Source organism: Cupriavidus sp. CPT47-8839-RL05A (assembly GCF_058792255.1).
Map to the genome: position 1 here is coordinate 274,057 of NZ_JBYTEG010000001.1, position 24,111 is coordinate 298,167.

Here is a 24,111-nt window from a genome sequence, read left to right on the forward strand (position 1 = left end):
CATGAATGCCATCCAACGACTTGTCACGCCGCGCAGCGTTGCCGTGATTGGCGCATCCGCCGATCCCGCAAAGACTGCCGGCCGCCCGGTTTCCTACCTGCGCAAGCATGGGTTCAGCGGGGCGATCTACCCGGTCAACCCCAAGGTCGAGTCGATCGACGGGCTGCCTTGCTATCCCGACATTGCCTCGCTGCCCGAAGTGCCGGACGTCGGCATCGTGCTGCTGGGCGCCGAGCGTGCGCACCTGGCGGTGCGCGACCTGGCGGCGCGCGGCGCGGGCGCGGCCATCGTGCTGGCAAGCGGCTATACCGAGACCGGCGCCGAGGGCGCGCGGCGCCAGGCTGAGCTGATCGAGGCGGCCGGCAGCATGCGCCTGCTGGGGCCCAATACCATCGGCCTGGTCAACCTGACCGACAACATCCCGCTGTCGGCCAGCGGCGCGCTGGAGATGGACCAGTTCCCGGCCGGCAGCATTGGCGTGGTGTCGCAAAGCGGCGGCATCCTCGGCGCCTTGCTGTCGCGCGCCGCGGCGCGCGGCATCGGCCTGTCCAAGCTGGTTTCGACCAGCAATGAAGTCGACCTGGATCTGGCCGACTTTATCGATTACATGGCCGATGACGCGGCCACCCGCGTGATCGCGCTGTATGTCGAGAGCGTGCGCAACCCGGAGACCTTCCGCCGTGCGGCGCTGAAGGCGGCGCGCGCCGGCAAGCCGGTGGTGGCGTTCAAGATCGGCCGCTCCGAGAGTGGCGCGCGCGCCGCGGTGTCACATACCGGCGCGCTGGCCGGTGCGGATCGCATGTATGACGCGCTCTTTGAACAGGTCGGCGTGATTCGCGCGCAGACCTTCTCGGACCTGCTCGACATGCCCGCGGCCCTGGCTACCGGGCGCAAGCTGACGGGCAACCGTGTTGCGATCCTGACCTCGACCGGCGGTGCCGGCACGCTGGTCTCCGACAGCCTGGGCGTAGCCGGCTTCGAGACCCCGGCCCCTGACGAAGCGACCGCGGCGAAGCTGCGCGCGCTGCAGAAGGGCGACCACGCGGCGCTCGACCGCAACCCGATCGACGTGACCCTGGCCGGGCTGCAGCCCGACCTGCTCCGCGCAGCGATCCGCATCCTGCTCGACAGCCCGAGCTACGACGCGGTCGCAGTCATCGTGGGCTCGTCCAGCCTGGCCATGCCGGACCTGATGGCCAATGCCATTCGCGACTGCCTGCCCCATAGTGACAAACCGGTGATTGCGTACGTGAGCCCGCATGCGCCGGAAGTCGCATCGCTGCTCAATCGCCGTGGCGTGCCGGCGTTTTCCGCGCCGGAGGCGTGCACGGTGGCGATCGACGCGATGCTGCGTGCCGGCAAGCTCGGTGCGGTCGGCGAAGCGGGCACCCCCACGCTGCCGTTGCCGGATCTCGCCGCCTATGGCACCGGCTCGATCGACGAAGCCGCAGCCAAGACCTTGTTCGCCGGTTTCGGCGTACCGGTTGCGAAGGAGGTTGTGGTTGCCGATGGCGCCGAGGCGATGGCGGCTGCGCAAGCCTTCGGCGGCAATGTCGTGCTGAAGATCCTGTCGGCCGAGATCACCCACAAGAGCGATGTCGGCGGCGTGGCCGTCAATGTCCCGCCTGCGGAGGCGGCAAGCCGGCTGGCAAGAATGGCAAGCGACGTGCAGTCGGCCACGGGTATCGCGCCGCAGCGCTTTCTGGTGCAGGAAATGGTCAAGGGCGGCGTCGAAGTGATTCTCGGCATGCACCGCGACGCACTCGGCACCGCGATCCTGCTCGGCATGGGCGGCGTGACTGCCGAGCTGTTCGGCGATACCACGCTGCGGCTGCTGCCTGGCGAGCGCGGACTGAGCCGCGACGCCGCGCTGGCGATGATCGGCCGCCTGAAGACGGCCCCGCTGCTGCAGGGCTTCCGGGGCCGGCCGAAGGCGGATGTGGAAGCGCTGGCCGACGCGATCGTCGCCTTCTCGCGCATGGTCGCCACGCTTGGCGACCGGCTGGCCGAGGCGGAGATGAATCCCGTGTTCGTGCTGCCCGAAGGGCAGGGTGTGGTGGCCGCCGATGGCGTGGCGGTGCTGGCCGGCAACGACAAGCCCTGACGGGACCCTGGCATGTGCAACGAGCGCGACGGTGCCCTGGTGACCTCGGTCGATGGGTGCGAGATCATCTGGCGAAGCTTTGGCGACGGCCCGGCGAGCGTGCTGCTGCATGGCGGCCATGGCAACTGGCAGCACTGGACGCGCAATATCGGGCCGTTGTCCCGGAGCCGCCGGCTACTGGTGCCAGACATGCCGGGTTTTGGCGATTCAGGTGCGGCGCCGCGCGCCGACCTGCCGGGATTCGTCGAGGTCCTGGCCCGCTCGCTGGCCCAGCTATCGCCTGGCCGTGTCGACCTGGTGGGCTTTTCCTTCGGCGCGCTGGTGGCGGCGCACCTTGCGACCCATGCGGGCCTTGGCGATATCGATGTCGGTCGCCTGGCGTTGCTCGGGCCGGCCGGCCATGGCGGTCCGCGCCGCATGACGCGGGCGCTGGTCGACTGGCGCCGCTGCCAAGATCCGCACGCGCTTGCCGCGGCGATGCGCGACAATCTGGCGGCATTCATGTTCGCCGACCCGGCCGCCATCGACAGCGAAGCCGTGGCCATCCACACGCGTGCCTGTCGTGCGACCCGCTTCCATAGCAAGTCGATCTCGCGTGCGGGCGGATTGCAGCAGGCGCTGGCGCGCTTTCCCGGCCCGGTATTGATGATCTGGGGCGAAACGGATGTAACCATGTCGCCCGAATCGATTGCCGGGATCGCCCGCGATTCGCGGCACGCATCAGCCGACGCGCCCGAAGTCAGTGTCAGCGTGGTGCCGGGCGCCGGGCATTGGGTCCAGTATGAGGCCCACCAACAAGTCAACCGGCTGCTGCAGGCATGGCTGCAGCAGCTCCCCGACACGCCGGCGCAGGCCGGCTGAGGAGAACCTATCTTGAACGCAACCGAGGTCTTTGGGCCTTTCTTCAGCGCCATCAAGGCAGGACCGCTGCCAGCCGAGGTGCTGCATCATGCGAAGCGCGCGCTGGTCGACTGGCATGCGGCGCTGTTCCCGGGCATCGGCACCGATGCGGTCCAGCGCCTGCAGCGCGTGCTGGAAGAAGAGCTTGGCCGCGGCAACGCCACCCTGCCAATGGGGCGACGCGCCACGGCGCGCGCCGCGGCGCTGCTCAATGGCGCTGCCGCCCACGCTGCCGAGATCGACGACAGTTTCCGTGATGCCATGTATCACCCAGGCGCCGCCACCATTGCCGCCGCCATTGCCGCGGCACAGGACGCGGGCGCCAGCGGCGAAACGCTGCTCAAGGGCATCGTCGTCGGCTATGAGGTCTCAACGCGCATCGGCGTCGTGCTGGGCCGGGCGCACTATCGCTTCTGGCACAGCACCGCGACTGTCGGCACCTTCGGCGCTGCGGCCGCCGCGGCGTTCATCCATGGCGCGAACGAGGAGCAGCTTGCCCACGCGCTGGCGACCGCGGCGACTTTCGCAGCCGGGCTGCAGCAGGCGTTCCGCATGGACTCGATGTCCAAGCCGCTGCACGCAGGCCGCGCAGCGGAGGCCGGATTGCTGGCCGCCCGCGCCGCCATCGCCGGCATCACCGGTTCGCTCGATGTGCTCGACGGTGAGACCGGCATGGGGCGCGCGATGTCGGACGGCCCTGACTGGAACGGGCTGGCATCGACGCTTGGGCAAGACTTCCATATTTGCCGGCTGACCTTCAAGAACCACGTTGGCTGCGGCCATACCTTTGCTGCAATCGACGGCGCGCTGGCGCTGAAAGCGAAGCTGGGCATCGACACCGCCCAGATCCGTCGCATCCGCGTCGCCACGTATCGTCCGGCGCTGGATATCGCCTGCTATCTCGACCCCAGAAGCGAGAACGAAGCCAAGTTCAGCCTCAAGTTCATCGTCGCCGCCGCCCTGGTGCATGGCAGCGTGCGCTTGTCGGCCTACACGCCGGAACGGTTGTGGGACAGCGAGACGCGCCGGCTGATGGACTGCATGACTGTCGAGGTCGACCCTGAAATCGACGGCTGGTTTCCTGGCAAGCGCGCGGCAAGGATTGAGATCGAAACCCTGGACGGGGCCACGGCAGACTACTTGCAGCCAAATCGCAAGGGCGATCCGGAGGACCCGCTGTCCGACGCCGACCTCGACGGCAAGCTGATCGAACTGGCAGCGCCGGTGATAGGCGCCGATGGCGCGCGCCGGCTGGCGCAGAAGATCTGGCACGTCGAGACGGAGCCGGTGGTCAGCCTGTTTGGCTGAGCAGCGGCGCCCCGGCGCCAACGCGGTCACCGGCATGACGAACACAAGCGGTGAAGGACAAGGAGATCGGCATCGAGTAGCATTGCCTGCGGCGGGTGCAACCCAGCAAATGCATGCACCGGACGCCGCTTTCCAGAACGGTCACTGGTGCGCAGTGATCCCCTGTCATGCCAAACAGCACCGTCAATATCGAACGGATCAAACCAGGCCAAGGCAAGGCGACGCCCAACCGCTCGCTCGAACGTGGCATTGCCGTACTGCGCGCCTTCCGCGCCGGCGCGTCCATGCTCGGCAACAGCGAGATTGCCGAGCGCACCGGCTTGTCCCGCTCGACCGTCAGCCGCCTGACGCAGTCGCTGATTGAGACCGGCATGCTCGAGTATGTCCCGCAGTGCCGGGCCTACCGGCTGGGTGTGCCGGTCCTCAGCATGGCGCATGCCATGCGCGACGGCTCGCAGGTTCTCAGGGTCGCGGCGCCGATGATGGCCGAGGTTGCCATGCGGCACAAGATCAATGTCGGACTGGCGGTCGCCGAGGGAGACGAGATGATCTACCTGGAGTCGTTCCGCTACAACCGGCGCCAGTCACTGCGCACGGTGGTGAGCGGGCAGCGCATCCCGATGGCGCTGACCTCTCTCGGCCGCGCGCACCTCGCAACGCTGGCACCTGAGGCGTTCAACGCGATGATGAGGGCCATGGCCGACAAGAACCGCGGCCGCGGCTGGGGGGAGCTGCGACGCGAAATCGATGCCGCGGTGTCTTCCGTGCATGAGAAAGGCTACTGCGTGGCGTCATGGCAGCCTCAGGTTGTGGCCATGGCAACACCATTGCGATTTGACGAATATGCCGTCCATGTACTGAACGTCAGCGTATCCACGCACCAGGATGCCGGTGCTGTCGAGGCGGCGCTGGCCAAGCCACTGATGGAACTTGCAGCGGCGATACAGGCGCGGATGCTGCGGGTGGAGTAAGGGCGCTGCAGTATCGAGATCCGCGCCGGCTTTCGCCCCATGCCAAAGGACGGGCTGACCGTTCTTGGTCCCGAGATTGTTGCCCGGTCTTTGAGGCTGAGCCTCACGCATCAGGCACAGCCCGGAGCAACCCGCCAGGTCATCCGCCGTAACCCAGCCGGGGACAAGATGGGGGCGCAAGGTGCCGCTCGAACCAGCCTATCGTGAGTGCCGCGATGTCTTCCAGGGCCCTGCGGTCTTCAAATCCGCGGCCGCTGGTCGGGATGAGCCTCAGTTGCCGCGGACAATGCATCTGTTCGAATGCAAGATTGTTGATCTGGATGTCTTTCGGATTGCCGCTGGCACATATCAGCAAGGCAGGGATTTCAAGCTGCCGCAGGGTTGCGCTGCCCGCGAGATCCAGCCGCCCCGCAACACAGGCTACGGCGCTGAGTTGCGTCGCGCCGCACGCGGCCGAGCGCAGGGCTGCCGCCGCTGCGGTGCCGGTACTTAGCAGGCCCACAGGCAAGCTTGCGCAGGGCGTCCCGGTACGCAGGAAGCTCAAAGTCTGGTCCAGTCTTGCCACCAGCTCATCGACCTCCGATTCCGGTGCGTCGTCGACGCGGCTGTCAGGCTGCAGGTCCACGAGCATGGTGGCGAATCCTTTCGCGCGCAGCTTGCGTGCCAGGTAATGGCTTCGGGCTGCAAGGCGTTGCGCGCCACCGGCATACACCATCACCGCGACGCCGACCGGGTTCGGCGCCGTTTCGAGCATGGCCCGCAGCCGAGTGGTCTGATACGGAATCAGCATCGCCTTGCTCAACGACGGCACGCCCGCCACCGCACCTGGCCGGGCGTGGGTCTGGGGTTGCGCTGGCGGTATCCCTGTTAACTGCCGGACGCGGTCGTCGCTGACCAGCTGGAACTCATGATAGAAGTGCGAGAGGTTCTCGATGCGGTCCGGGGTATCCAGGCAAATGACTTCGTCGGCAAGCGCGCGGACCCGGTCCAGCCCGGCTGGGGTGGCGATCGGGAGCGCGCATATGAGCCGGGCAGGGTGCCGCTTGCGCAGGCTGGCGAGGGCCGCATACATTGTTGCGCCGCTCACCAGGCCGTCATCCACGACGATCACCACGCGACCGCCCGGATCCGCCGGCTTGCGAACCGGCGTATACACGGCGCGCTGCCTGCGAAGCTGGTCGAACTGGGCATCACGCTGGCTGTCGGCGCCGCCACTTGCGTCCATTGCGTCCGTGCACCATGTCGCGCCAGAGTCGTCCAGTGCTACGCCAGGAACGATCCTGCGCGCCATCACCAGGTCGAAGTCAGCGCCCAGTGCGTCGGCCACGACGCGCCCGACCGGCACGCCGCCGCGCGGAATCGCCAGCACCAGGGCACCGGTTCCCCGATACGCGCGCAACGCCCAGGCGAGCTCTGAGCCCGCATGCTCACGTGCCTGAAAACGTGTCTGGTAACGGCTCATCGAACTATCTGCCAGGGATCTATTGACGGAGTTTCAGGACGACGGCGCCGGTAAGCCGGCCCTCGCGCAGGTCGGCCAGTGCTTCGTTGGCCTGCTCCAGCGGATACGCGGTGGTGTGCGTATGCAGCGGGGTCCGGGCGGCGATATCCATCAGTGCGAAGCCGTCGGCACGCGTGAGGTTGGCTACGGAACACAGGCGCCTTTCTTCCCAAAGCAGCTGGTAAGGCATGCTTGGGATATCGCTCATATGAATTCCGCCGCAGACCACGATGCCACCCTTGTCCACGGCGCGCAGCGCCTTGGGCACCAGCCCGCCCACCGGGGCGAAAATCAGCGCGGCGTCCAGCGGCACGGGCGACTCGAGGTCGCTCGCGCCGGCCCAGCACGCGCCGGATTGATAGGCGAGTTGCTGGGCGCCTGCGTCGCCCGTGCGGGTGAAGGCGTAGACTTCGCGGCCTTGCGCCACCGCGATCTGCGTCACCAGGTGGGCGGCGGCGCCAAAGCCGTAGATGCCGACGCGCTGCGCATGGCTGGCTGCGCCCGCCATGCGCAGCGTCCGGTAGCCGATCAGGCCGGCGCAGAGTAGTGGTGCGGCGTGTTCGTCATCGTAGCCGGGCGGAATCCGGAAACAATAGCCGCTGTCGGCAACAACGTACTCCGCATAGCCGCCATCGCGGGTATAGCCAGTGAACAACGGTGCGTCGCAAAGATTCTCGTGATGACGCAGGCAGTAGCGACAATGGCCACAGCTATGTCCGAGCCAGGGCACACCGACGCGGTCGCCCGGCTTGAAGGCGGTGACACCGGCGCCGCACAAATCCACCCGTCCGACGATTTCATGTCCCGGGATGAGCACCGGCTTGGGATGGCGCAGGTCGCCGTCGGCGATATGCAGGTCGGTCCGGCACACCCCGCAAGCCCCCACTGCAATGCGAAGTTCGCCGGGCCCCGGTTCGGGAACCGGCAAGTGGTGGAGGCGCAGCGGCAGGCCTGCGCCCTCGAAGACCATCGCACGCATGGTTTGGTGGGGCATGGCGCGCCTAACCTTCGACTTCGCTGCGGACCAGGAGCACAGGCTTGCTGGTCTTGGCAAGCACGCCTTCCGACACGCTGCCCATCAGCAGGCGCCGGACGCCGCGGCGGCCGTGGGTGCCAAGCACGATCAGGTCGGCATTCCACGCATCGGCTTCGGTGACAATGGTCAACGAGATCCGGCCGGGCGCCACCGGCTTTTCATCCAGTTTCACCGAATTGCGCACGCCTGCTTCGCTGAGCCTGGCTGAGGCGGCATCCAGCGCCTTGCGGCCGTGCGCGGTGATGTTGTCGACCAGTTCCTTGGGGTTGAAGTAACTGGCCTCGAAGAACACATCGCTGTCGTCTACCACGAACAACGCCTTGACCTCGGCCCCGGTTGCCTTGGCGATGATGATGGCCTGGCTCAGTGCCAGGTCGGAAGAACGGCTGCCATCGACGGCGAGCAGGATGCGCTGGTACATGATGGATCTCCTGAAGGGCAAGGGTGTGTTCGACGTTGCGATGCGCTGCATTCAGCGTAGGCGCCGGCCTCGATAAGCGCTTGATATAGGTCAACCCGAAGGGGCAGGCGCCGCGAGAAATTGACCGCAGACAGAAGTGATGGCCGCATGGCTTGACGGGTTTTCATACCTTTGTTCGCAGTAGCCTCCACCGCACATGAGGACGAACTTGAGCCATGTCGCCGCATGCTGGCCCGTTGATCCGGGTCAAGCGCCGCTCGGCCTTGCTGCCTAGACTGGTCTGTAGTTGAGGGTGAGGGCGATCATGGCTTACGACAGCATCCTGGTGCATCTGGACAGCAATCCGCAGGCACGGCAGCGGCTCGAAGTGGCGGGGCGACTTGCGGCGGCCAGCCAGTGCCGGCTGATCGGCATGTACGCCGGTTTCATTCCCGATCCTGCCTGGTTCTACCTCATGGAAGGCGCGCAGCAATATGTCGCGGACGATCTGGCCCGGCGCAAGCAGGTCAGGGAAGACGTCCGCGCGCAGTTTCTGGCTGCAACCCAGGCCATGCCGGTGCGCGCGGAGTGGCGCGCCGCGGAGCAGGGGACGGTGGCATCGGTGCTGCGCGAGGCCCGCGAGGCCGGCCTGGTCGTTGCCGGCCAGTACGACCCCGGCAATACCGAAGGGCCGGTGGCCCGGCAACTGCTGGAATCGCTGCTGCTGGAGACCGGCCGACCGACGCTCGTGGTGCCGTGCGCGGGCACGTTTCCAACGCTGGGTACGCGCGTGATCGTGGCGTGGAATGGCAGCCGCGAGGCGGCGCGGGCGCTTCACGACGCCGTGCCGCTGATGGCCGGCGCGCAGGCGCGCATTCTTTGCGCACAGACCGCGGCCAAGGAGGCAAGAGCCGACGCCACCCCGGTCGGCCACGCCGCACGCGTGCTGGAGCGCCACGGCGTCGCCGTGGAAATCGAACACGGTCCTGGTGGGGCTGACCTGACCATCGGCGAACTCATCCTTTCGCGTGCGGCGGATTTCGATGCCGACCTGATTGTGATGGGTGCCTACGGACACGGTCGCATGCGGGAACTGGTGCTGGGCGGTGTCACGCGTACGCTGCTTGACTCAATGACCGCACCGGTGCTGTTTTCACGATGATGCAAGGTCAAACCAAAGAGTGGAATCACGTCATGGACTTCAGAACCATCCTTGTCGACCTGAGCGAAGATGCTGCACGGTCCGCACGCATTGAAACGGCAGCACGGCTTGCCGAAAAGTCCGGCGGCAGCGTGGTCGGACTGACGGCAACAGGAACGCACCTGGAGCCGTTTCGTGGGGCGGGCGAAGAAGCCGGGCAATACGGCGTGCTTGCCGCGAACCATTTACACAAGCTGGCTGCGGCTCACAGGAACGCACTCGAAACGCTGACCGGGCAAGTGTCGCCGGCCATTCCCACCCGGCACATCGTTGTCGAAGCCGAGTCTGGCTGGGCGCTTGCCGACGAGGGCCGCTTCGCCGATCTCATCCTGCCCGCAGCGCCCTCGGCGCAGGCCGATGTGCCGGCTCTGCTGGCCGGGGTCGCGGAGTACGCGATGCTCAATGCAGGCCGGCCCATCCTGCTGGTGCCGGGCGCGTCCGGCCCGCGACTTGGCGGCCATGTCGCCATCGCCTGGAACGGCGGCCGGGAGGCCGCGCGCGCGGTCGCGGACGCACTGCCGTGGCTTGTGCATGCCAGCGCCGTTACCGTCCTGGTGGTCAGTGCTGGCAAGCACAGCGCTGCCGGTGAGAAAGCGGCCTATCGTGACAGCGCGGATCGGCTGACAGCGTGGCTGCTCAGCCATGGCATCCACGCCAGTCTGCTGGTCGGAGAGGGCGATCCCGACCACGTGCTGCCACAACTTGCGGCCAAGGTTCAGGCCGGCCTGCTGGTCGCGGGCGGCTATGGCCGCTCCCGGCTGAGGGAGCTGGTGCTGGGTGGCACCACCCGCGCCCTGCTGCGCCAGTCAGGCTTGCCAGTCTTCATGTCGCACTGAGGCTAACCCTCCTGGGCGGTTGGGGCTACCGGCGTCGACTCAACGACAGAAGGATCACAGCGGCTTGGGGGAATACAGCGCGCTTTGGAATTCTGGCACGTACTCGTATTTCATCATCTTCCCCAGCTTCAGCGCCTTAATGTACGTCGACAAGCTCCCCTCGGTAAGCGTGAGGTTCACCGACTCCGCATTTGTACTGGAGGTGTGACTAAGCTGACGGGAAATCGCATAACCAGTAGTCAATCGCCCATTCTGATCGACATTTGTAAAGCTGTTCGTGACCATGGAGGTCTTGCTCGAAAGGTCGCCCAGCTTCTTGGTTTCAAGGGTGACATCGACCTTGCCCGTTTCGCTGTCAAGAATCTCGACGACAACCGATTTGTCGGTTTCGCGGTAGTTTATGCCGGTCAGCCATTTGGGTAGGTTGTAGCCCACCACACCCCGTACCCTGGCGAGTTCGGTATTTACCGGAAGCTTCAGTACGTAGCCCCAGAAATCGTTCGACATCGCCTGGCTCACCAGGGTAAGCGGTCCAAGATTGGAGCTACCCGGCCGATTTGTGATGACGGAAAGACCAATCTCGTTGTAGCTGTCGTTGTCGCAATAGCCATACGAGTAGGCGGTGAGTGCGATGAGGCCTCTGCCCGGCCAGACCTGAAGGGGTTGAACCCTCTCCAGGACTTGAGCAGGCATCAGTTCCCGCAGCTTGTCCAAGTCGGCGGTGAAGATGGCCGTCACCCTGCTGTTCTTGTAGTAGAAGTTTGGCGAGTAGGATTCAAAGCCAATATCTACCTTCTCCTTCTTGAGATCCTTGAACCAGCTCAAGTCAACGTCTGGAGCCTCCTGCTGAATGACGGAAAGCGGAGGATTCGAGCGATAGCGGTCATACAGCCCGCCTCTGACCACGGGAACCTCATGTCCTGCGAGGTTGATGGTTGTGCTTTCAGCCTGCATAGTTTTCGATGTGCCATCGGCCCATGAAGGATTCAAGAGGACGCTCAGGATTACACCTGCTGCAGCCGCAAGATTTCTGATTTTCATATGAAGATACTTTGATGTTTAAGTTGGAATAGCCTGCGGGCCCAGACATCTGCCTGGCGAAATTTTTCTCATTCGAGTGGTGGAAATCGATTCTCCTTTATCCAGAACATTTTCCAGGGCTGAGTCAGGAGTCCATTTTCAGGTCGGGCGTTATTGATGCTGAGGAGCATCCCAAGGTCGAACTTGACTTGAAGGTCAAGCGGTTTTCCGCGATTTTCATATTTCACATGAAAGCGGCATGTAGGGATGAATAACCTACTTGGCTTCCGTCTCGGCCTGCGGCTGCAGTAGCGCCAGCACCTGCCTCGCTACAGCCTTGCTCGACTGAGGGTTCTGCCCCGTGACGAGACGTCCGTCGGTGACGACATGGGAGGTGAAGGGCAGAAACGCCTTCTCGTATTTCCCCCCAGCAGCTCCCATGGCGTCTTGCAGATAGAACGGGACTTGATCCCGAATGCCCGACAGTTGTTCCTCGAAGTTGGAGAAGCCCGTGACGCGCCGACCACTGATGAGCGGCTTGCCATCTGCCCCCTGAAGTTGAACCAGTGCTGCATTGCCGTGGCAGACCGCTGAAACGATGCCTCCCTGCTGGTAGATCGCCTCGGCCAGGCGCTTGAGGTCCGGGGCGTCACGGAAATCCCTGCTCTCGCCAGCACGGGAAGCGCTAGCAAGAACGTCATCGCGAAGGTGAGCAAGTTCTTCAGCAGTGAGTTCATGGATGCACGGGGTCCGAAAGGTCTCGACATCAGCTTGCGGAGTTGTCTGGTCAGCCATGGGCGCGCTGCCCCACCCAGCGCCGGTATCGACGGACGCGGCAGGCGTTGGACATCTGCTGCAGGATCAGCGCACGCAGCGGTGAGACCTTGGGATCAGTGGCCTTGCCTCGGCTAAGGTTGCGCAGTTGAAACTTGACTGCCGCCATGTTGGCCAACGAGGCCAGCGGCTTGTTGTTCCAGCGGATCGGGAGCAACGCAGGCGCACTGTCTTTGCCGGCACGCCAATCGCGCGGCAGATTGGGGTCGATGGCCAGAGCAGTACCGATGCCAACCATGTCCACGCCGCTCTTGACCACTTGCTCGGCCACCGGCCGACGGCGAATGCCGCCTGTGACCATCACTGGCATCTTCGCCACTGCGCGGAGGTCGCGAGCGAACTCTGCAAAGTAGGCCTCGCGGGCGAGCGTGCGGCCGTCGCGGGCTTCACCCTGCATGGCCGGGGCCTCGTAGCTGCCTCCCGACAACTCGACTAGGTCAACGGCCAGCTCGTTGAGCATCTTCACAACCTCGCGGGCGTCATCCTCGCTGAAGCCACCACGCTGGAAGTCGGCAGAGTTCAGCTTGACAGCAACCGCGAAGCCGGGCGAAACCACGGCGCGTACGGCCTTGACGATCTCAAAGAGCAGGCGAGCGCGGTTCTCCAGCGGGCCACCCCACGCATCCGTTCTCTGGTTGCTCAAAGGCGAGAGAAATTGGCTCAGCAGATAGCCGTGCGCCGCGTGAATCTCGACGCCAGTGAAACCCGCTTGTTCCCCCAGCTGCGCCGTGCGGGCAAAACGCCGGATCACGTCCTCGATGACCTCCCGCGTCATCGCCTGCGGCGTGTTGAAGTGCTTGGACATGTTGCCCAGGTTCATTGGCACGGCAGAGGGGGCCCAGGTGGGTTGCCCCAGGTTGGCAGGCATCTGGCGGCCGGGATGGTTGATCTGCAGCCAGAACTGCGCTCCCTTGGATCGCCCGACCTGCGCCCAGCGCTTGAACCGGTCCAGATGCCTGGCGTCTTCCAGCACGACGCCGCCTGGCCCCGTCATGGCACGGCTGTCCACCATCACATTGCCCGTAATCAGCAGGCCGGCACCCCCCTCTGCCCAAGCCCTGTACAGGCTCATCAGTTCCTCCGAGGGCGCGTGGTCAGCGTCCGCCATGTTCTCTTCCATGGCGGCTTTGGCGATTCGGTTCGGAACACTTGAACCGTTACGAAGAATCAACTTGTCGAACACGTTCATGGGGTCACCTCGTTTGATCGTGGCTCGACTTTAAGGTTGAAGTCAACTTTAATGTCAAGACCCTTTGTGAGGTGATGTATGAGTGGCGCCATGCATGGCAGCGAGACATGGACGCCGAACGGCGGCAATTGCAGTCCGTGGCATTTTTTAGCGCTGACGGGACCTGTTAAACGAAAAAGGCTGGCCACAAAACGTGGCGAGCAGGACTGCGATTTCCTTCTTCTTCACTGCCGCGCGCTCGAGCGACCTGAATGGCATCGCGAGGGGACAGCCAGGTGCCAGAAAGCTATTCGTCCGGCACCTGTGGCTGTTAGCCTCGCACGAACGCGAGGAGATCGGCGTTAATCGTTTCGGCGTTCGAAGTTGGCATCCCGTGTGGAAAACCCGGATAGGTCTTCAGGGTGCCGTTCCTGAGCAGCTTTGCCGACAAGAGCCCCGAGTTTGCATAAGGGACAATCTGATCGTCGTCGCCATGCATCACCAGAACGGGAATCGTTGCGCTCTTCAGGTCTTCGGTGAAGTCGGTCTGCGAGAAGGCGACGATGCCGTCATAGTGGGCCTTGGCGCTGCCCATCATTCCCTGCCGCCACCAATTCCAGATGACGCCTTCCGACGGTTTCGCGTCAGGGCGGTTATAGCCGTAGAAAGGGCCCGCGGGGATGTCGTAATAAAACTGTGCACGATTTGCCGCGAGCTGGGCCTGGAGGCCATCGAAGACATCCTTGGGGAGACCTCCCGGATTGCTCTCGGTCTTCACCATCAGCGGCGGAACGGCGCTGATGAGTACCGCCTTGGCGACGCGGTCCTCCCCATGACGCGCGACGTAATGAATGACCTCGCCACCGCCCGTGGAATGCCCGACATGGACTGCCTTCTGCACGCCGAGGTGGTTTACGACTGCCGCAACATCATCGGCATAGTGGTCCATGTCATGGCCGTCCCAGACCTGGCTGGATCGTCCATGGCCGCGACGGTCATGGGCGACAACCCGATAGCCGTGCGCCAGAAAAAAAAGCATCTGGGCATCCCAGTCGTCAGCGCTGAGCGGCCAACCGTGATGAAAGAAGATAACCTGTGCGTCACGTGGACCCCAGTCCTTGTAGAAGATCTCAACGCCATCCTTTGTTGTCACGTATGCCATTTTTGCTTCTCCTGTGTAATGCATAAGCCTGCAATCGGCGATGTGCGCGCTGATATTTGCTGCGCGGAGGTCGAGTCCTGCTCCTTTCCAGATAGGTAGATGAGGGGGAGGGAATGTGGCCGGGGCCACCACGCTAGCCAGGTCGGCCTGCCTTGCCGGGCCGAGATTCACTGTAGGATTAAAGTGAACCTTAATGTCAATGCTTTCTTAGGTGCCGTATGAGAATTGGAGAACTGGCTAGGCTCAGCGGTCTGACGGCCTCCCGCATTCGCTTTTACGAGGCGGCCGGATTGATCCTGGCGGTCGAGCGCCAGGCGAATGGCTATCGCGACTACCCGCCGGAGGCGGTATGGATTCTGGAAATCATCGCCAGCGCGCAGAGCGCGGGGTTCTCGCTCGATCAGATCCGCCATCTGCTACCGCTCGGTTCGGGGAACTGGCAGCACGATGAGCTACTGGATGCCCTCAAGCGGAAAGTCGCAGAAATCGAGGACATGCAGAAGCGCCTCAAACAAAACAAGACCCATTTGCTCGCCGCCATCCGAAACATCGAAAACCGGCCTGCGGATATGCCGTGCTCTGACAGGACGAAGTGGGTGCTGGACCGCCTCCGCGAAGAAGGGGCCGTCGTGCCAGTTCGGGGCAAGACCCGTCGCCCCGCAGCGAGCTGATGCCGGAACGTGCTGGGCAGCGCCGGAAACCACTGGCGCACGTGTCTCCCAATGAGTCGGTCTACTTCGGTCCCGATCCCTTCAGTATCCGCGTTGGGATCCACAAGGTGATCGGAATGAGTCCAATCTGAACTATCCGCATCTGGATGCTTGACCTTCAAGTTGAGTTTAACCTTAAAGTGCTGGCTGCCGGCCGTTAATCGGCTTGCCTCAGGCACTGGCTGGCATGGTCTGTGCACAGCGCGGCCAAAGCGCCTGGCATACGTGACAAGCCAGCATGAATTTCGGTAAGGGCAAGGAGATAACACATGAATCTGGACGTCAACCGCCAGCCGGTCAGCGTCGATTGCGATCCGGCCACCCCCTTGCTGTGGGTGCTGCGGGACCATTTGAACCTGACGGGCACGAAGTTTGGCTGCGGCGTCGCGGCTTGCGGCGCGTGTACCGTGCATCTGGATGGCGCGGCGGTGCGGTCCTGCGTCTTGCCCGTCGCGGCGGTGGCCGGCAAGCGCATCACCACGATCGAAGGGCTGGCCGACGCGCCGGGCCAGCGCCACGCGCTGCAGCAGGCCTGGATTGACGAACAAGTTCCGCAATGCGGCTACTGCCAGTCAGGCATGCTGATGGCGGCGGCGGACCTGCTGGCCCGACAGCCAGACCCGAGTGATGCCGACATCGATGCCGCCATCACCAACCTGTGCCGCTGCGGCACGTATCCGCGCGTGCGTACCGCCATCATGCGTGCAGCGAAGGCGCTGCGCGAGGGGCGCGCATGAGCGCCAAGGCAACCACCCCGCGCCGCGGACGGCGCCGGTTTCTGCTTGGGGCGCTAGGGCTTGGCGGTGCGCTGGTGGTCGGCTGGGGCGTGATGCCCCCTCGCAGCCGGCTTGGCGATCCTGCGGCGTTTCCTGAAGCGACCGGCCAGATTGCCCTGAACGGCTGGATCAAGATCACGCCGGAAGGCAATGTCATCCTCGCCATGCCGCGAGTGGAGATGGGGCAGGGCATCCACACCGCGCTGTCGATGCTGGCTGCCGAGGAACTCGATATTCCGCTGGCAAGGGTGAGCATCGAGTCGTCGCCCATCGAACGAATCTATGGCAATGTCGTCACCATGGGCGACAGCTCGCTGCCGCTGCATCCTGACGATGCCGACAAGACCTGGGCGCGCGCGCTGCACTGGATCATGGCCAAGAGCGCGCGAGAGGTCGGCCTTATCATCACCGGCGCCAGCAGCAGCGTGGCCGACGGCTGGCAGCCAGTGCGCGAGGCCGCCGCGACCGCGCGCACCGCCTTGGTGGAAGCTGCTGCGCGCGAATGGGGCGTGCAGGCGGCACAGGTGACGGTGCGGGAAGGCCAGCTCATTGGCCCGGGCGGCAAGCAGATGCCTTTCTCCGCGGTCGCGCGGAAGGCGCGCGACATTGCGCCGCCATCGAACGTCACACTCAAGCCGGCTTCGCAATACCAGCTGATTGGCAAGCCTGCACCGCGCAACGACATCGCCAGCAAGACGGATGGCAGCGCACGCTTTGCCATCGATGCGCGGCCGCCCGGCATGTTGTACGCGGCGGTCGTCATGTGCCCGGTGTTTGGCGGCAAACTCAAGACCTTCCAGTCGAAGGCGGCGCTTGCCATGGCCGGCGTGCGCTATGTCGTGCCGTTCGAGGGCTCGGCAGGCGGCGCACCGGGCGTGGCCGTGGTGGCCGACCACTACTGGCAGGCACGGCAGGCCCTGGCGACGCTCGAACCGGTCTGGGACAACGGGCCGCATGCCACGCTCGATTCCGCCGGCATCCGGCAGCAGCTCGTCAGCGCGCTCGACAGCGACAAGGGCGGTTTCACGTACCGTTCGATGGGCGATGGCCTGAAGGCCTTTGACAAGACGGGCGGCGCAACCATCGTCGAGGCCGAATACAGTGTGCCGTACCTGGCGCATGCCGCCATGGAGCCGATCAACTGCACGGCGCGGGTGACCAGGGATCGCGTGCAACTCTGGGCGCCCACCCAGGTGGCAACGCTTGCGCAACTGGTCGCGGCGCGCACGGCAGGTGTGAGCCGGGACCAGGTGCATATCGACATCCCGCTCATTGGCGGCGGCTTCGGACGGCGACTGGAGTCGGATTTCATCGGCCAGGCCGTGTCGATCGCCACCAGGACCGAGGGCCGCCCGGTACAGGTGATCTGGTCGCGTGAGGACGACATTCGCCACGACTTCTATCGTCCGCAGGCCATCGCACGGCTGAAGGCGCGCGTCGAGAATGGCAGGGTGACGGCCATCGCCTCGCGCAGTGCCGGGCAGTCGATCCTGGCCGGCGAGCTGGAGCGCCTGTTTGGCGCGCCGTCGCTCGGCATCGACCGCTATACCGCCGAGGGCCTGTTCGACCTGCCATACGAGATCGAGCACGAGCACATTGCGCACGTGGTGGTCGATTTGCCGGTACCGATCGGATTCTGGCGCAGCGTCGGTCACTCCTGCAACGGCTTCTTCCTGGAAGGTTTTCTGAACGACGTGGCAGCGGCCGCCAGACTCGATCCGCTAGCGATGCGGCGCGACTTGCTCAAGGCGCACCCGCGTGAGCTGAAGGTGCTCGACACCTTAGCGCAGGCGGCAGGTTGGAACCAGCCGCTGGCACCGGCTGCGGACGGCGCGCCGCGTGCGCGCGGGCTCGCGCTGCACAACTCGTTCGGCTCGGTGGTGGCACAGGTGGCAGAGGTGTCGCTCAAGGACGGAAAGCCGCGCGTGCATCGCGTTGTCTGCGCCGTGGACTGCGGCACGGTGGTGAATCCGGACATCGTTGCGCAGCAGGTGGAAAGCGGGATTATCTTCGGGCTGACTGCGGCGCTGTACGGCCAGGTCCAGATCAAGGACGGGCAGGTCGTGCAGAGCAACTTCCCCGACTATCCGATGCTGAAGATGGCTGAGGCACCGGTGATCGAAACCCACATCGTGCCCAGCACGGCTGAGCCCAGCGGCGTCGGTGAAATTGCCGTGCCGCCGATCGGGCCGGCCGTGGCACATGCCGTCGCCCAGCTCACCGGCAAGTCGGTGCGGCAGCTGCCAATGATGTAAGGCAATAACAAGGTTGGCCGGTTGAATCCGCAACCGACAAGCGACGGTCCAGCCAGCCCCAACCTTGTATCAGGCGTTCAAAGTAAACAACCGCAGCCGAAGCCGCGGTTATCCTTCATTCTCCAGTATGACCAATCGCCATCAAGGCTGCCCTCGTAGCGGCCGCGCCAGACATCCGCCTCAGTCCAAGGGGAAATGCTCCGCAGCAGTCCGATCAAGCTTCAACTTGATCATGACCACCAGGCAGTGAATGCCGTGGCATGCCTCGGAACGTTCGCTTTCCACTTCCAGCAGGGACAGGACGCAACTAAGGCTGGGGCTGATGTGCTCGAGCGATTCGAGGCAGTCTGCTGGATTGGCGGCCAGCATGGTTTCATGTTTCGACGTGGTTCGTTTTTTTGCATTGCGAGCTCCTAAACGCGTGAACTTGGCCGCGTGATGCGGCCACCATTAGCGAGTTTCAGGTTGCAACGCCCGATCACCGTTGTTTCGGTGATGCCTCTACATCGAGTCGAAGTAGAATTCCCGAATGTTCATGACCGGGATCGGACTGGGCAATTCTGGCCCGATCCACCAGCCATTCCCCCAGCCATGCGGATTCCACCGGTGAAGGCAATCATCGCCTTCGAGAGCGTTGCCAGAACAAAGAGCGTCAGCCGGGCATCGGAGGAATTGGGCTTGACGGCATCCGCTGTCAGCCACCAGATCGGCAATCTGGAGGATGCGCTCGGCCAGGCCCTCTTCTTCCGGCAGGGACGTGGACTGGTCCTGACCCCTGTGGGTGAGCAGTACCTCAGGGACATCACGGGTGTGCTTGCTGACCTGAATCGCGCGACCGAGCGTGCTTCCAGCCCGGCGAACGTCGAGATCCTCCGGGTCCATTCGAGCCCCAGCTTCGGGCTGATGTGGCTGTTGCCGCGACTGGAATCGTTCCAGGCAGACAATGGCGATATCCAGTTGAATCTGTCCTGCTCCTATGAGGACGTTTCTTTTACGAGCGGGTACTACGATGTGGACATCCGCCACGGTTACGCACATTGGCGCGATATCCAGGTCAAAACCCTGCGCCGGGAAACCATAGCGCCGCTCGCCTCGCCGGCCTACCTTGAAAAGCATCCGATAACGTCACCGGCCGATTTGCTCGCGCACCGCCTCATCTATTCGGAGACCCCGCTGGTCCAATGGCAGCAATGGTTTGCCAGATTCGGCATCCCGGCCGCCCACAAGACGTTCGATTTCACCTTCGACCGCTCGTATATGTCGCTCGAGACAGCGGCACTGGGGCTTGGGGTGGCGCTGGAAAGCACGCTGCTGGCGTCGGTTCTGATCGGTAAGGGTTCCCTTGTACCCGTGTTCGACGACTCCCATGCCATCGAGGTTGGCAGTCACCATCTCGTCTATCCCGCGCAGAACGCCGACCTGCCGCGCGTGGCGCGCTTCCTGGCCTGGATGGAGCGCCAGCTGCCGGCGCCGGGCTGAGGGCCACAGGCGACAATGCGGGGCAGGAAAGTGCCGCCAGCGGCGCCTGACCTGAAGCGCCTCCCGCCATTCCCTGAAAATTTCTCAGCAATACCTGAGGCAGACCGCGTTGATCGGAACGCCGCCAGGGGCAAAACTCGACCCATCAAATCCAATGTCAAAGGAGACAAAGATGCTGGTCGAGAACAATGTAGTCATCATCACGGGGGCCGCCTCCCCACGCGGCATCGGCAAAACCACCGCCAAGGCGTTCGCCGCCCAGGGCGCCGCCGTGGTCATCCTGGACCTCCGCCTGGAAGATGCCCAGGCCGCCGCCGGCGAGCTGGGCGACCAGCATCTCGGGCTGGCCTGCGATGTGACGGACAAGGCCGCCTGCGAGCGCGCGGTCCAGGCCGTGCTGCAGCGCTATGGGCGCATCGATGCGCTCGTCAACAATGCCGGCATCACCCAGCCAGTGCGCACGCTGGATATCCAGGCCGCCAACTACGACGCCGTGCTGGACGTGAACCTGCGCGGCACCCTGTACATGTCGCAGGCCGTGCTGCCGCAGATGCGCGAACAGAAGCGCGGAAGCATCGTCTGCATGTCGTCGGTGTCCGCGCAGCGCGGCGGAGGCATCTTCGGCGGTCCGCACTACAGCGCCGCCAAGGCCGGCGTGCTGGGGCTGGCGCGCGCCATGGCACGCGAGTTCGGGCCGGACGGCATCCGCGTCAACGCGATCACGCCGGGCCTGATCCAGACCGATATCACCGGCGACAAGCTCACCCCCGAGATGCGCGCCGGCATCATCAAGGGCATCCCGCTGGGCCGCCTGGGCAATGCCGCCGACGTGGCCAATGCCTGCGTGTACCTGGCCAGCGACATGTCCGCCTACCTGACCGGCATCACGCTCGACGTCAACGGGGGCATGCTGATCCACTAGTCATTGACATGGCAGGCACCGACCGATTTCACTGATTCAGTGGACTGAATTCAGGCCGCCCGCAGAGGCGGAACATCTGACAGCCGGTGCACCGCGGGGCGGCGCCACCAGGCAGGAGACAACCGATGAAGACCAAATACGCGGCTTCGCCCATGGGCGGCGAAGCGACGCTGCACGCCGATTCCGCCACCTTCGAGACCCGCACCTACGCCAAGGTGGTGAAGCGGCTGATCCCGTTCCTGATGCTGTGCTACCTGGGCGCCTACCTGGACCGGGTCAATGTCGGCTTTGCCAAGCTGCAGATGCTCAGCGATCTGCGGTTCAGCGAGACCATCTACGGCCTGGGCGCCGGCATCTTCTTCCTTGGCTATTTCATCTTTGAAGTGCCGAGCAACGTCATCCTCCACAAGGTCGGTGCCAAGCGCTGGCTGGCGCGCATTATGCTGACCTGGGCGGTGATCTCGGCCTGCTTTGCCTTTGTCACCACGCCGACCCAGTTCTACGTGTTGCGCTTTCTGCTGGGCGTGGCCGAAGCCGGTTTTGCGCCTGGCGTGATCCTGTACATGACCTACTGGTTCCCGTCGGAGCGCCGCGCCAAGGCCTTGTCCCTGTTCTTCATGGCGATCCCGCTGGCGGGCATCGTGGGCGGGCCGCTGTCGGGCTACATCATGCATGCCTTCCACGGCGTGGGCGACCTGGCCGGCTGGAAATGGCTGTTCCTGATCGAGGCGCTGCCGTCGCTGTTCCTGGGCGTGGCCATCCTGTTCTATCTGGACAACGGCATCGACCAGGCGCACTGGCTCACCGACGCCGAGAAGGCGCTGCTTAGGCGCAATATCGAAGGCGACAACGCGCAGAAGATGGAACACATGTCGATCCGGTCCTTCATGAGCGACCGTCGGCTGTGGCTGATGGCCGGGATCTACTTCTGCGTGGTGCTGGGCCAGTACGGCCTGACCTTCTGGCTGCCCACCATCATTCGCAAGGCCGGCGTGGCCGATCCGCTGTGGGTGGGCATCTACACCGCGCTGCCGTACCTGTGCGCCATCGTGGCGCTGCCGCTGGTCGGCATGAGCGCCGACCGCCGCCGCGAGCGCCGCTTCCACCTGATCGTGCCGATGGTCACTGCCGCCGCCGGGTTCGCCATCCTGCCGATGCTGGGCAGTGTCAGCGCATCGCTGGTGTGCCTGTGCATCGCCGCGGCCGGCATCCTGGCCTCGTCCTCGCAGTTCTGGGCGTTGCCTACCGCGCTGCTGGGCGGCATGTCCGCCGCAGCCGGGATTGCCGCAGTCAACTGCGTCGCCAACCTGGCCGGTTTCTTCTCGCCCGCCATCGTGGGCTGGCTCAACGACCTGACCGGCAAGTCCACCGCCGGGCTGGTGTTTATCTCGGCCACCGTGGTGTTCGGCGCCATGCTGGTGTTCCTGGTCCCGGCCAGGAGCGTGAACCGCTGATACCCCTTTCCCTGAATTCCGATCCATTGCTTGCAGGAGACACCATGCAACACCAAACCACCGACAAGGCCGTGTCCTTGCGGGAACGCGCTTACCGCATCCGCCGCAACGCCTTGCTGATGGGCGAAGTGCAGGGCCAGGGCTACATCGGCCAGGCACTCGACATCGCCGACGTGCTCGCCGTGGCTTACTTCGACGCCATGCGCTACCGCCCCGAAGACCCCGAATGGGAAGGGCGCGATCGCTTCCTGCTGTCCAACGGCCATTACGCCATCGCGCTGTACGCAGCGCTGCTGGAAGCCGGCATCCTGCCTGCCGAAGAGCTGGAGACGTACGGCAGCGACGACAGCCGCCTGCCGATGTCGGGCATGGCCAGCTACACGCCCGGCATGGAGATGTCCGGCGGCTCGCTGGGGCAGGGCCTGACCATTGCGGTGGGCCGCTGCCTGGGGCTTAAGCGCAAGGGCTCGGACAATTTCGTCTACACCCTGTTCTCTGACGGCGAGCTGGATGAAGGTGCGATCTGGGAAGGCATTCTGTCCGCCGCCCACTGGAAGCTGGACAACCTGATCGCCGTGGTCGATGTCAACAACCAGCAGGCTGACGGGCCCTCCACCCAGATCATGGCGTTCGAGCCCCTGGTCCCCAAGCTGGAAGCCTTCGGCTGGTTCACCCAGCGCGTGGACGGCAACGACATCGACGCCGTGGCCGCTGCCTTGCGCGCGGCGCGCGAGCACCGCGGCGCGCAGCCGCGCATGATCATCTGCGATACGCGCATGGGATGCGGCGTGCCGTTTCTCGAACAGCGCGAGAAGAACCACTTTATCCGCGTGGATGCCCACGAATGGCAACTCGCACTGCAGGCCCTGGAAGCCGGGAGACAAGCATGAGCAAGACCAACGCAACCACCAACGCCAAGCCGAAGCTGAAGACCTCGGCGATGATCGCCTCCATCGCCGGGGAAGGACAGGCGACCAGATCGGCCCCGTTCGGCCACGCGCTGGTAGAACTGGGCCGGCACAAGCAGGACGTGATCGGCATGACGGCCGACCTGGGCAAATACACCGACTTGCATCTCTTTGCCCAGGCCGTCCCGGAGCGCTATTACCAGATGGGCATGGCCGAGCAGCTGCTGATGGGCGCCGCCGCCGGCTTCGCCCATGAGGGCGCGCAGCCCTTCGTCACCACCTATGCAGTGTTTGCGACGCGGCGCGCCTATGATTTCATGCACCAGGCCATCGCCGAGGACAACCTCGACGTGAAGATCGTCTGCGCGTTGCCCGGCCTGACCACCGGCTACGGCCCCAGCCACCAGGCCGCGGAAGACCTGGCGCTGATGCGCGCCATGCCCAACATGACCGTGATCGACCCGTGCGATGCCATCGACATCGAGCAGATGGTGCCGGCCATTGCCGCCCACAACGGCCCGGTGTACGCGCGCCTGCTGCGCGGCAATGTCCCGGTCGTGCTTGACGAGTACGACTACAAGTTCGAGCTGGGCAAGGCCAAGCTGCTGCGCGACGGCGCCGAAGTGCTGGTGATCTCGTCGGGCATCATGACCATGCGCGCGCTGGAGGTGGCCAGGGCGCTGGAGGCCGACCGCATCGGCGTGGCGGTGCTGCACGTGCCGACGATCAAGCCGCTGGACACCGAGACCATCCTGCGCGAGGCCAGGCGAAAAGGGCGCCTGGTGGTGGTCGCCGAGAATCACACCGTAATCGGCGGCCTCGGGGAAGCGGTCGCGACGACGCTGATGCAAGCTGGCATCCCTGTGCCGTTTCGGCAGGTGGGATTGCCGGATGCGTTCCTGGATGCCGGGGCGCTGCCCACATTGCACGATCGCTATGGAATTTCGGCGAACGTCATGGCCGATGCCATCAAGCGGTGGATTGAGTAGCGATCAGTGCCGGACCGAGACGTTATCTGCCGGGACAATGCCCGCAGCTGGTGATTGCTTTTGGCGGTCTGGTTGAACGGCTATCTGAAGTTCTGAAGCGCCATTGCTTGCCGCCAGACCTGAATAACGCCACGTTCAGGTCTGGCGCATAGCTCCATCAATGTCGACTGGCTTACC

At 64.5% G+C, this 24,111-nt stretch carries 22 protein-coding genes; 14 read left to right on the top strand and 8 right to left on the bottom strand.

The genetic code is table 11. The annotated features are described in order from the left end of the window. Position 1: 1 nt before the first annotated feature. From AC3WVS_RS01190 to AC3WVS_RS01205, 4 genes are all read left to right on the top strand, one after another. Complete coding sequence (locus tag AC3WVS_RS01190) at positions 2–2,104, top strand: acetate--CoA ligase family protein (RefSeq protein WP_492317019.1); 2,103 nt, start codon at positions 2–4, stop codon at positions 2,102–2,104. Between the two features lie 12 nt (positions 2,105–2,116). Further along, positions 2,117–2,965 (top strand): alpha/beta fold hydrolase, encoded by an 849-nt coding sequence (locus AC3WVS_RS01195; RefSeq protein WP_492317020.1) that lies wholly within the window; start codon positions 2,117–2,119, stop codon positions 2,963–2,965. 12 nt (positions 2,966–2,977) lie between these two features. After that, a complete protein-coding gene (locus AC3WVS_RS01200; protein ID WP_492317021.1) occupies positions 2,978–4,312 on the top strand; it encodes an MmgE/PrpD family protein in 1,335 nt (444 codons plus the stop codon). Positions 4,313–4,479: 167 nt separating this feature from the next. Beyond that, entirely contained in the window at positions 4,480–5,283 is an 804-nt protein-coding gene (locus AC3WVS_RS01205) for an IclR family transcriptional regulator (protein ID WP_492317022.1), read from the top strand. Between the two features lie 139 nt (positions 5,284–5,422). Here AC3WVS_RS01205 and AC3WVS_RS01210 read toward each other — a convergent pair whose 3' ends face one another. The 3 genes from AC3WVS_RS01210 to AC3WVS_RS01220 are packed head-to-tail and all read right to left on the bottom strand — an operon-like array spanning position 5,423 to position 8,241. Beyond that, positions 5,423–6,745: a phosphoribosyltransferase gene (locus AC3WVS_RS01210; protein ID WP_492317023.1), complete on the bottom strand. Its 1,323-nt coding sequence runs from the start codon at positions 6,743–6,745 to the stop codon at positions 5,423–5,425. 19 nt (positions 6,746–6,764) lie between these two features. After that, positions 6,765–7,778: a zinc-dependent alcohol dehydrogenase family protein gene (locus tag AC3WVS_RS01215; RefSeq protein WP_492317024.1), complete on the bottom strand. Its 1,014-nt coding sequence runs from the start codon at positions 7,776–7,778 to the stop codon at positions 6,765–6,767. A gap of 7 nt (positions 7,779–7,785) precedes the next feature. Beyond that, positions 7,786–8,241: a universal stress protein gene (locus tag AC3WVS_RS01220; RefSeq protein WP_010809284.1), complete on the bottom strand. Its 456-nt coding sequence runs from the start codon at positions 8,239–8,241 to the stop codon at positions 7,786–7,788. A 304-nt stretch (positions 8,242–8,545) separates the two neighbouring features. On the opposite strand from AC3WVS_RS01220, the gene AC3WVS_RS01225 reads away from it, so the two are divergent. Next, positions 8,546–9,382, top strand: a complete 837-nt coding sequence (locus tag AC3WVS_RS01225; RefSeq protein ID WP_492317025.1) for a universal stress protein — start codon at positions 8,546–8,548, stop codon at positions 9,380–9,382. A 32-nt stretch (positions 9,383–9,414) separates the two neighbouring features. After that, positions 9,415–10,257, top strand: a complete 843-nt coding sequence (locus AC3WVS_RS01230; RefSeq protein WP_492317026.1) for a universal stress protein — start codon at positions 9,415–9,417, stop codon at positions 10,255–10,257. A 54-nt stretch (positions 10,258–10,311) separates the two neighbouring features. On the opposite strand, the gene AC3WVS_RS01235 is transcribed toward AC3WVS_RS01230, so the two are convergent. The 4 genes from AC3WVS_RS01235 to AC3WVS_RS01250 all read right to left on the bottom strand — a co-directional run bounded on the left by AC3WVS_RS01235 (position 10,312) and on the right by AC3WVS_RS01250 (position 14,441). Next, positions 10,312–11,298 carry an acetoacetate decarboxylase (ADC) gene (locus AC3WVS_RS01235; RefSeq protein ID WP_492317027.1) on the bottom strand — a complete coding sequence of 329 codons (987 nt, stop codon included), beginning with the start codon at positions 11,296–11,298 and terminating at the stop codon, positions 10,312–10,314. Positions 11,299–11,553: 255 nt separating this feature from the next. Next, positions 11,554–12,072: a type 1 glutamine amidotransferase domain-containing protein gene (locus AC3WVS_RS01240; RefSeq protein ID WP_492317028.1), complete on the bottom strand. Its 519-nt coding sequence runs from the start codon at positions 12,070–12,072 to the stop codon at positions 11,554–11,556. After that, positions 12,065–13,300, bottom strand: coding sequence for an NADH:flavin oxidoreductase/NADH oxidase family protein (locus AC3WVS_RS01245; RefSeq protein ID WP_492317029.1), 1,236 nt, complete (start codon positions 13,298–13,300; stop codon positions 12,065–12,067). The genes AC3WVS_RS01240 and AC3WVS_RS01245 overlap by 8 nt, the downstream gene beginning before the upstream one ends. A gap of 310 nt (positions 13,301–13,610) precedes the next feature. Further along, entirely contained in the window at positions 13,611–14,441 is an 831-nt protein-coding gene (locus tag AC3WVS_RS01250; RefSeq protein ID WP_114130897.1) for an alpha/beta fold hydrolase, read from the bottom strand. A 218-nt stretch (positions 14,442–14,659) separates the two neighbouring features. Between AC3WVS_RS01250 and AC3WVS_RS01255 the strand changes: the two genes are divergently transcribed. The 3 genes from AC3WVS_RS01255 (at position 14,660) to AC3WVS_RS01265 (ending at position 18,182) form a co-directional block, all read left to right on the top strand. Beyond that, on the top strand, positions 14,660–15,112 hold the full coding sequence (locus tag AC3WVS_RS01255; protein WP_114130898.1) for a MerR family transcriptional regulator: 453 nt from the start codon (positions 14,660–14,662) through the stop codon (positions 15,110–15,112). A gap of 308 nt (positions 15,113–15,420) precedes the next feature. Next, the gene (locus AC3WVS_RS01260; RefSeq protein ID WP_492317030.1) at positions 15,421–15,888 is read left to right on the top strand and encodes a (2Fe-2S)-binding protein; all 468 of its coding nucleotides are present in this window, start codon (positions 15,421–15,423) and stop codon (positions 15,886–15,888) included. Then, complete coding sequence (locus AC3WVS_RS01265) at positions 15,885–18,182, top strand: xanthine dehydrogenase family protein molybdopterin-binding subunit (protein WP_492317031.1); 2,298 nt, start codon at positions 15,885–15,887, stop codon at positions 18,180–18,182. Before AC3WVS_RS01260 ends, AC3WVS_RS01265 begins: the two co-directional genes overlap by 4 nt. A gap of 180 nt (positions 18,183–18,362) precedes the next feature. On the opposite strand, the gene AC3WVS_RS01270 is transcribed toward AC3WVS_RS01265, so the two are convergent. After that, on the bottom strand, positions 18,363–18,551 hold the full coding sequence (locus AC3WVS_RS01270; RefSeq protein ID WP_492317032.1) for a hypothetical protein: 189 nt from the start codon (positions 18,549–18,551) through the stop codon (positions 18,363–18,365). A 222-nt stretch (positions 18,552–18,773) separates the two neighbouring features. Here AC3WVS_RS01270 and AC3WVS_RS01275 point away from each other — a divergent pair, with 222 nt between their 5' ends. From AC3WVS_RS01275 to AC3WVS_RS01295, 5 genes are all read left to right on the top strand, one after another. Further along, the gene (locus AC3WVS_RS01275) at positions 18,774–19,661 is read left to right on the top strand and encodes a LysR substrate-binding domain-containing protein (RefSeq protein WP_492317180.1); all 888 of its coding nucleotides are present in this window, start codon (positions 18,774–18,776) and stop codon (positions 19,659–19,661) included. 172 nt (positions 19,662–19,833) lie between these two features. Next, positions 19,834–20,583, top strand: coding sequence for an SDR family NAD(P)-dependent oxidoreductase (locus AC3WVS_RS01280; RefSeq protein ID WP_492317033.1), 750 nt, complete (start codon positions 19,834–19,836; stop codon positions 20,581–20,583). A gap of 125 nt (positions 20,584–20,708) precedes the next feature. Next, positions 20,709–22,037: an MFS transporter gene (locus tag AC3WVS_RS01285; protein ID WP_492317034.1), complete on the top strand. Its 1,329-nt coding sequence runs from the start codon at positions 20,709–20,711 to the stop codon at positions 22,035–22,037. Between the two features lie 44 nt (positions 22,038–22,081). After that, the gene (locus AC3WVS_RS01290; RefSeq protein ID WP_492317035.1) at positions 22,082–22,927 is read left to right on the top strand and encodes a transketolase; all 846 of its coding nucleotides are present in this window, start codon (positions 22,082–22,084) and stop codon (positions 22,925–22,927) included. Continuing rightward, the gene (locus AC3WVS_RS01295; protein WP_492317036.1) at positions 22,924–23,934 is read left to right on the top strand and encodes a transketolase family protein; all 1,011 of its coding nucleotides are present in this window, start codon (positions 22,924–22,926) and stop codon (positions 23,932–23,934) included. The genes AC3WVS_RS01290 and AC3WVS_RS01295 overlap by 4 nt, the downstream gene beginning before the upstream one ends. Positions 23,935–24,111: the final 177 nt, after the last annotated feature.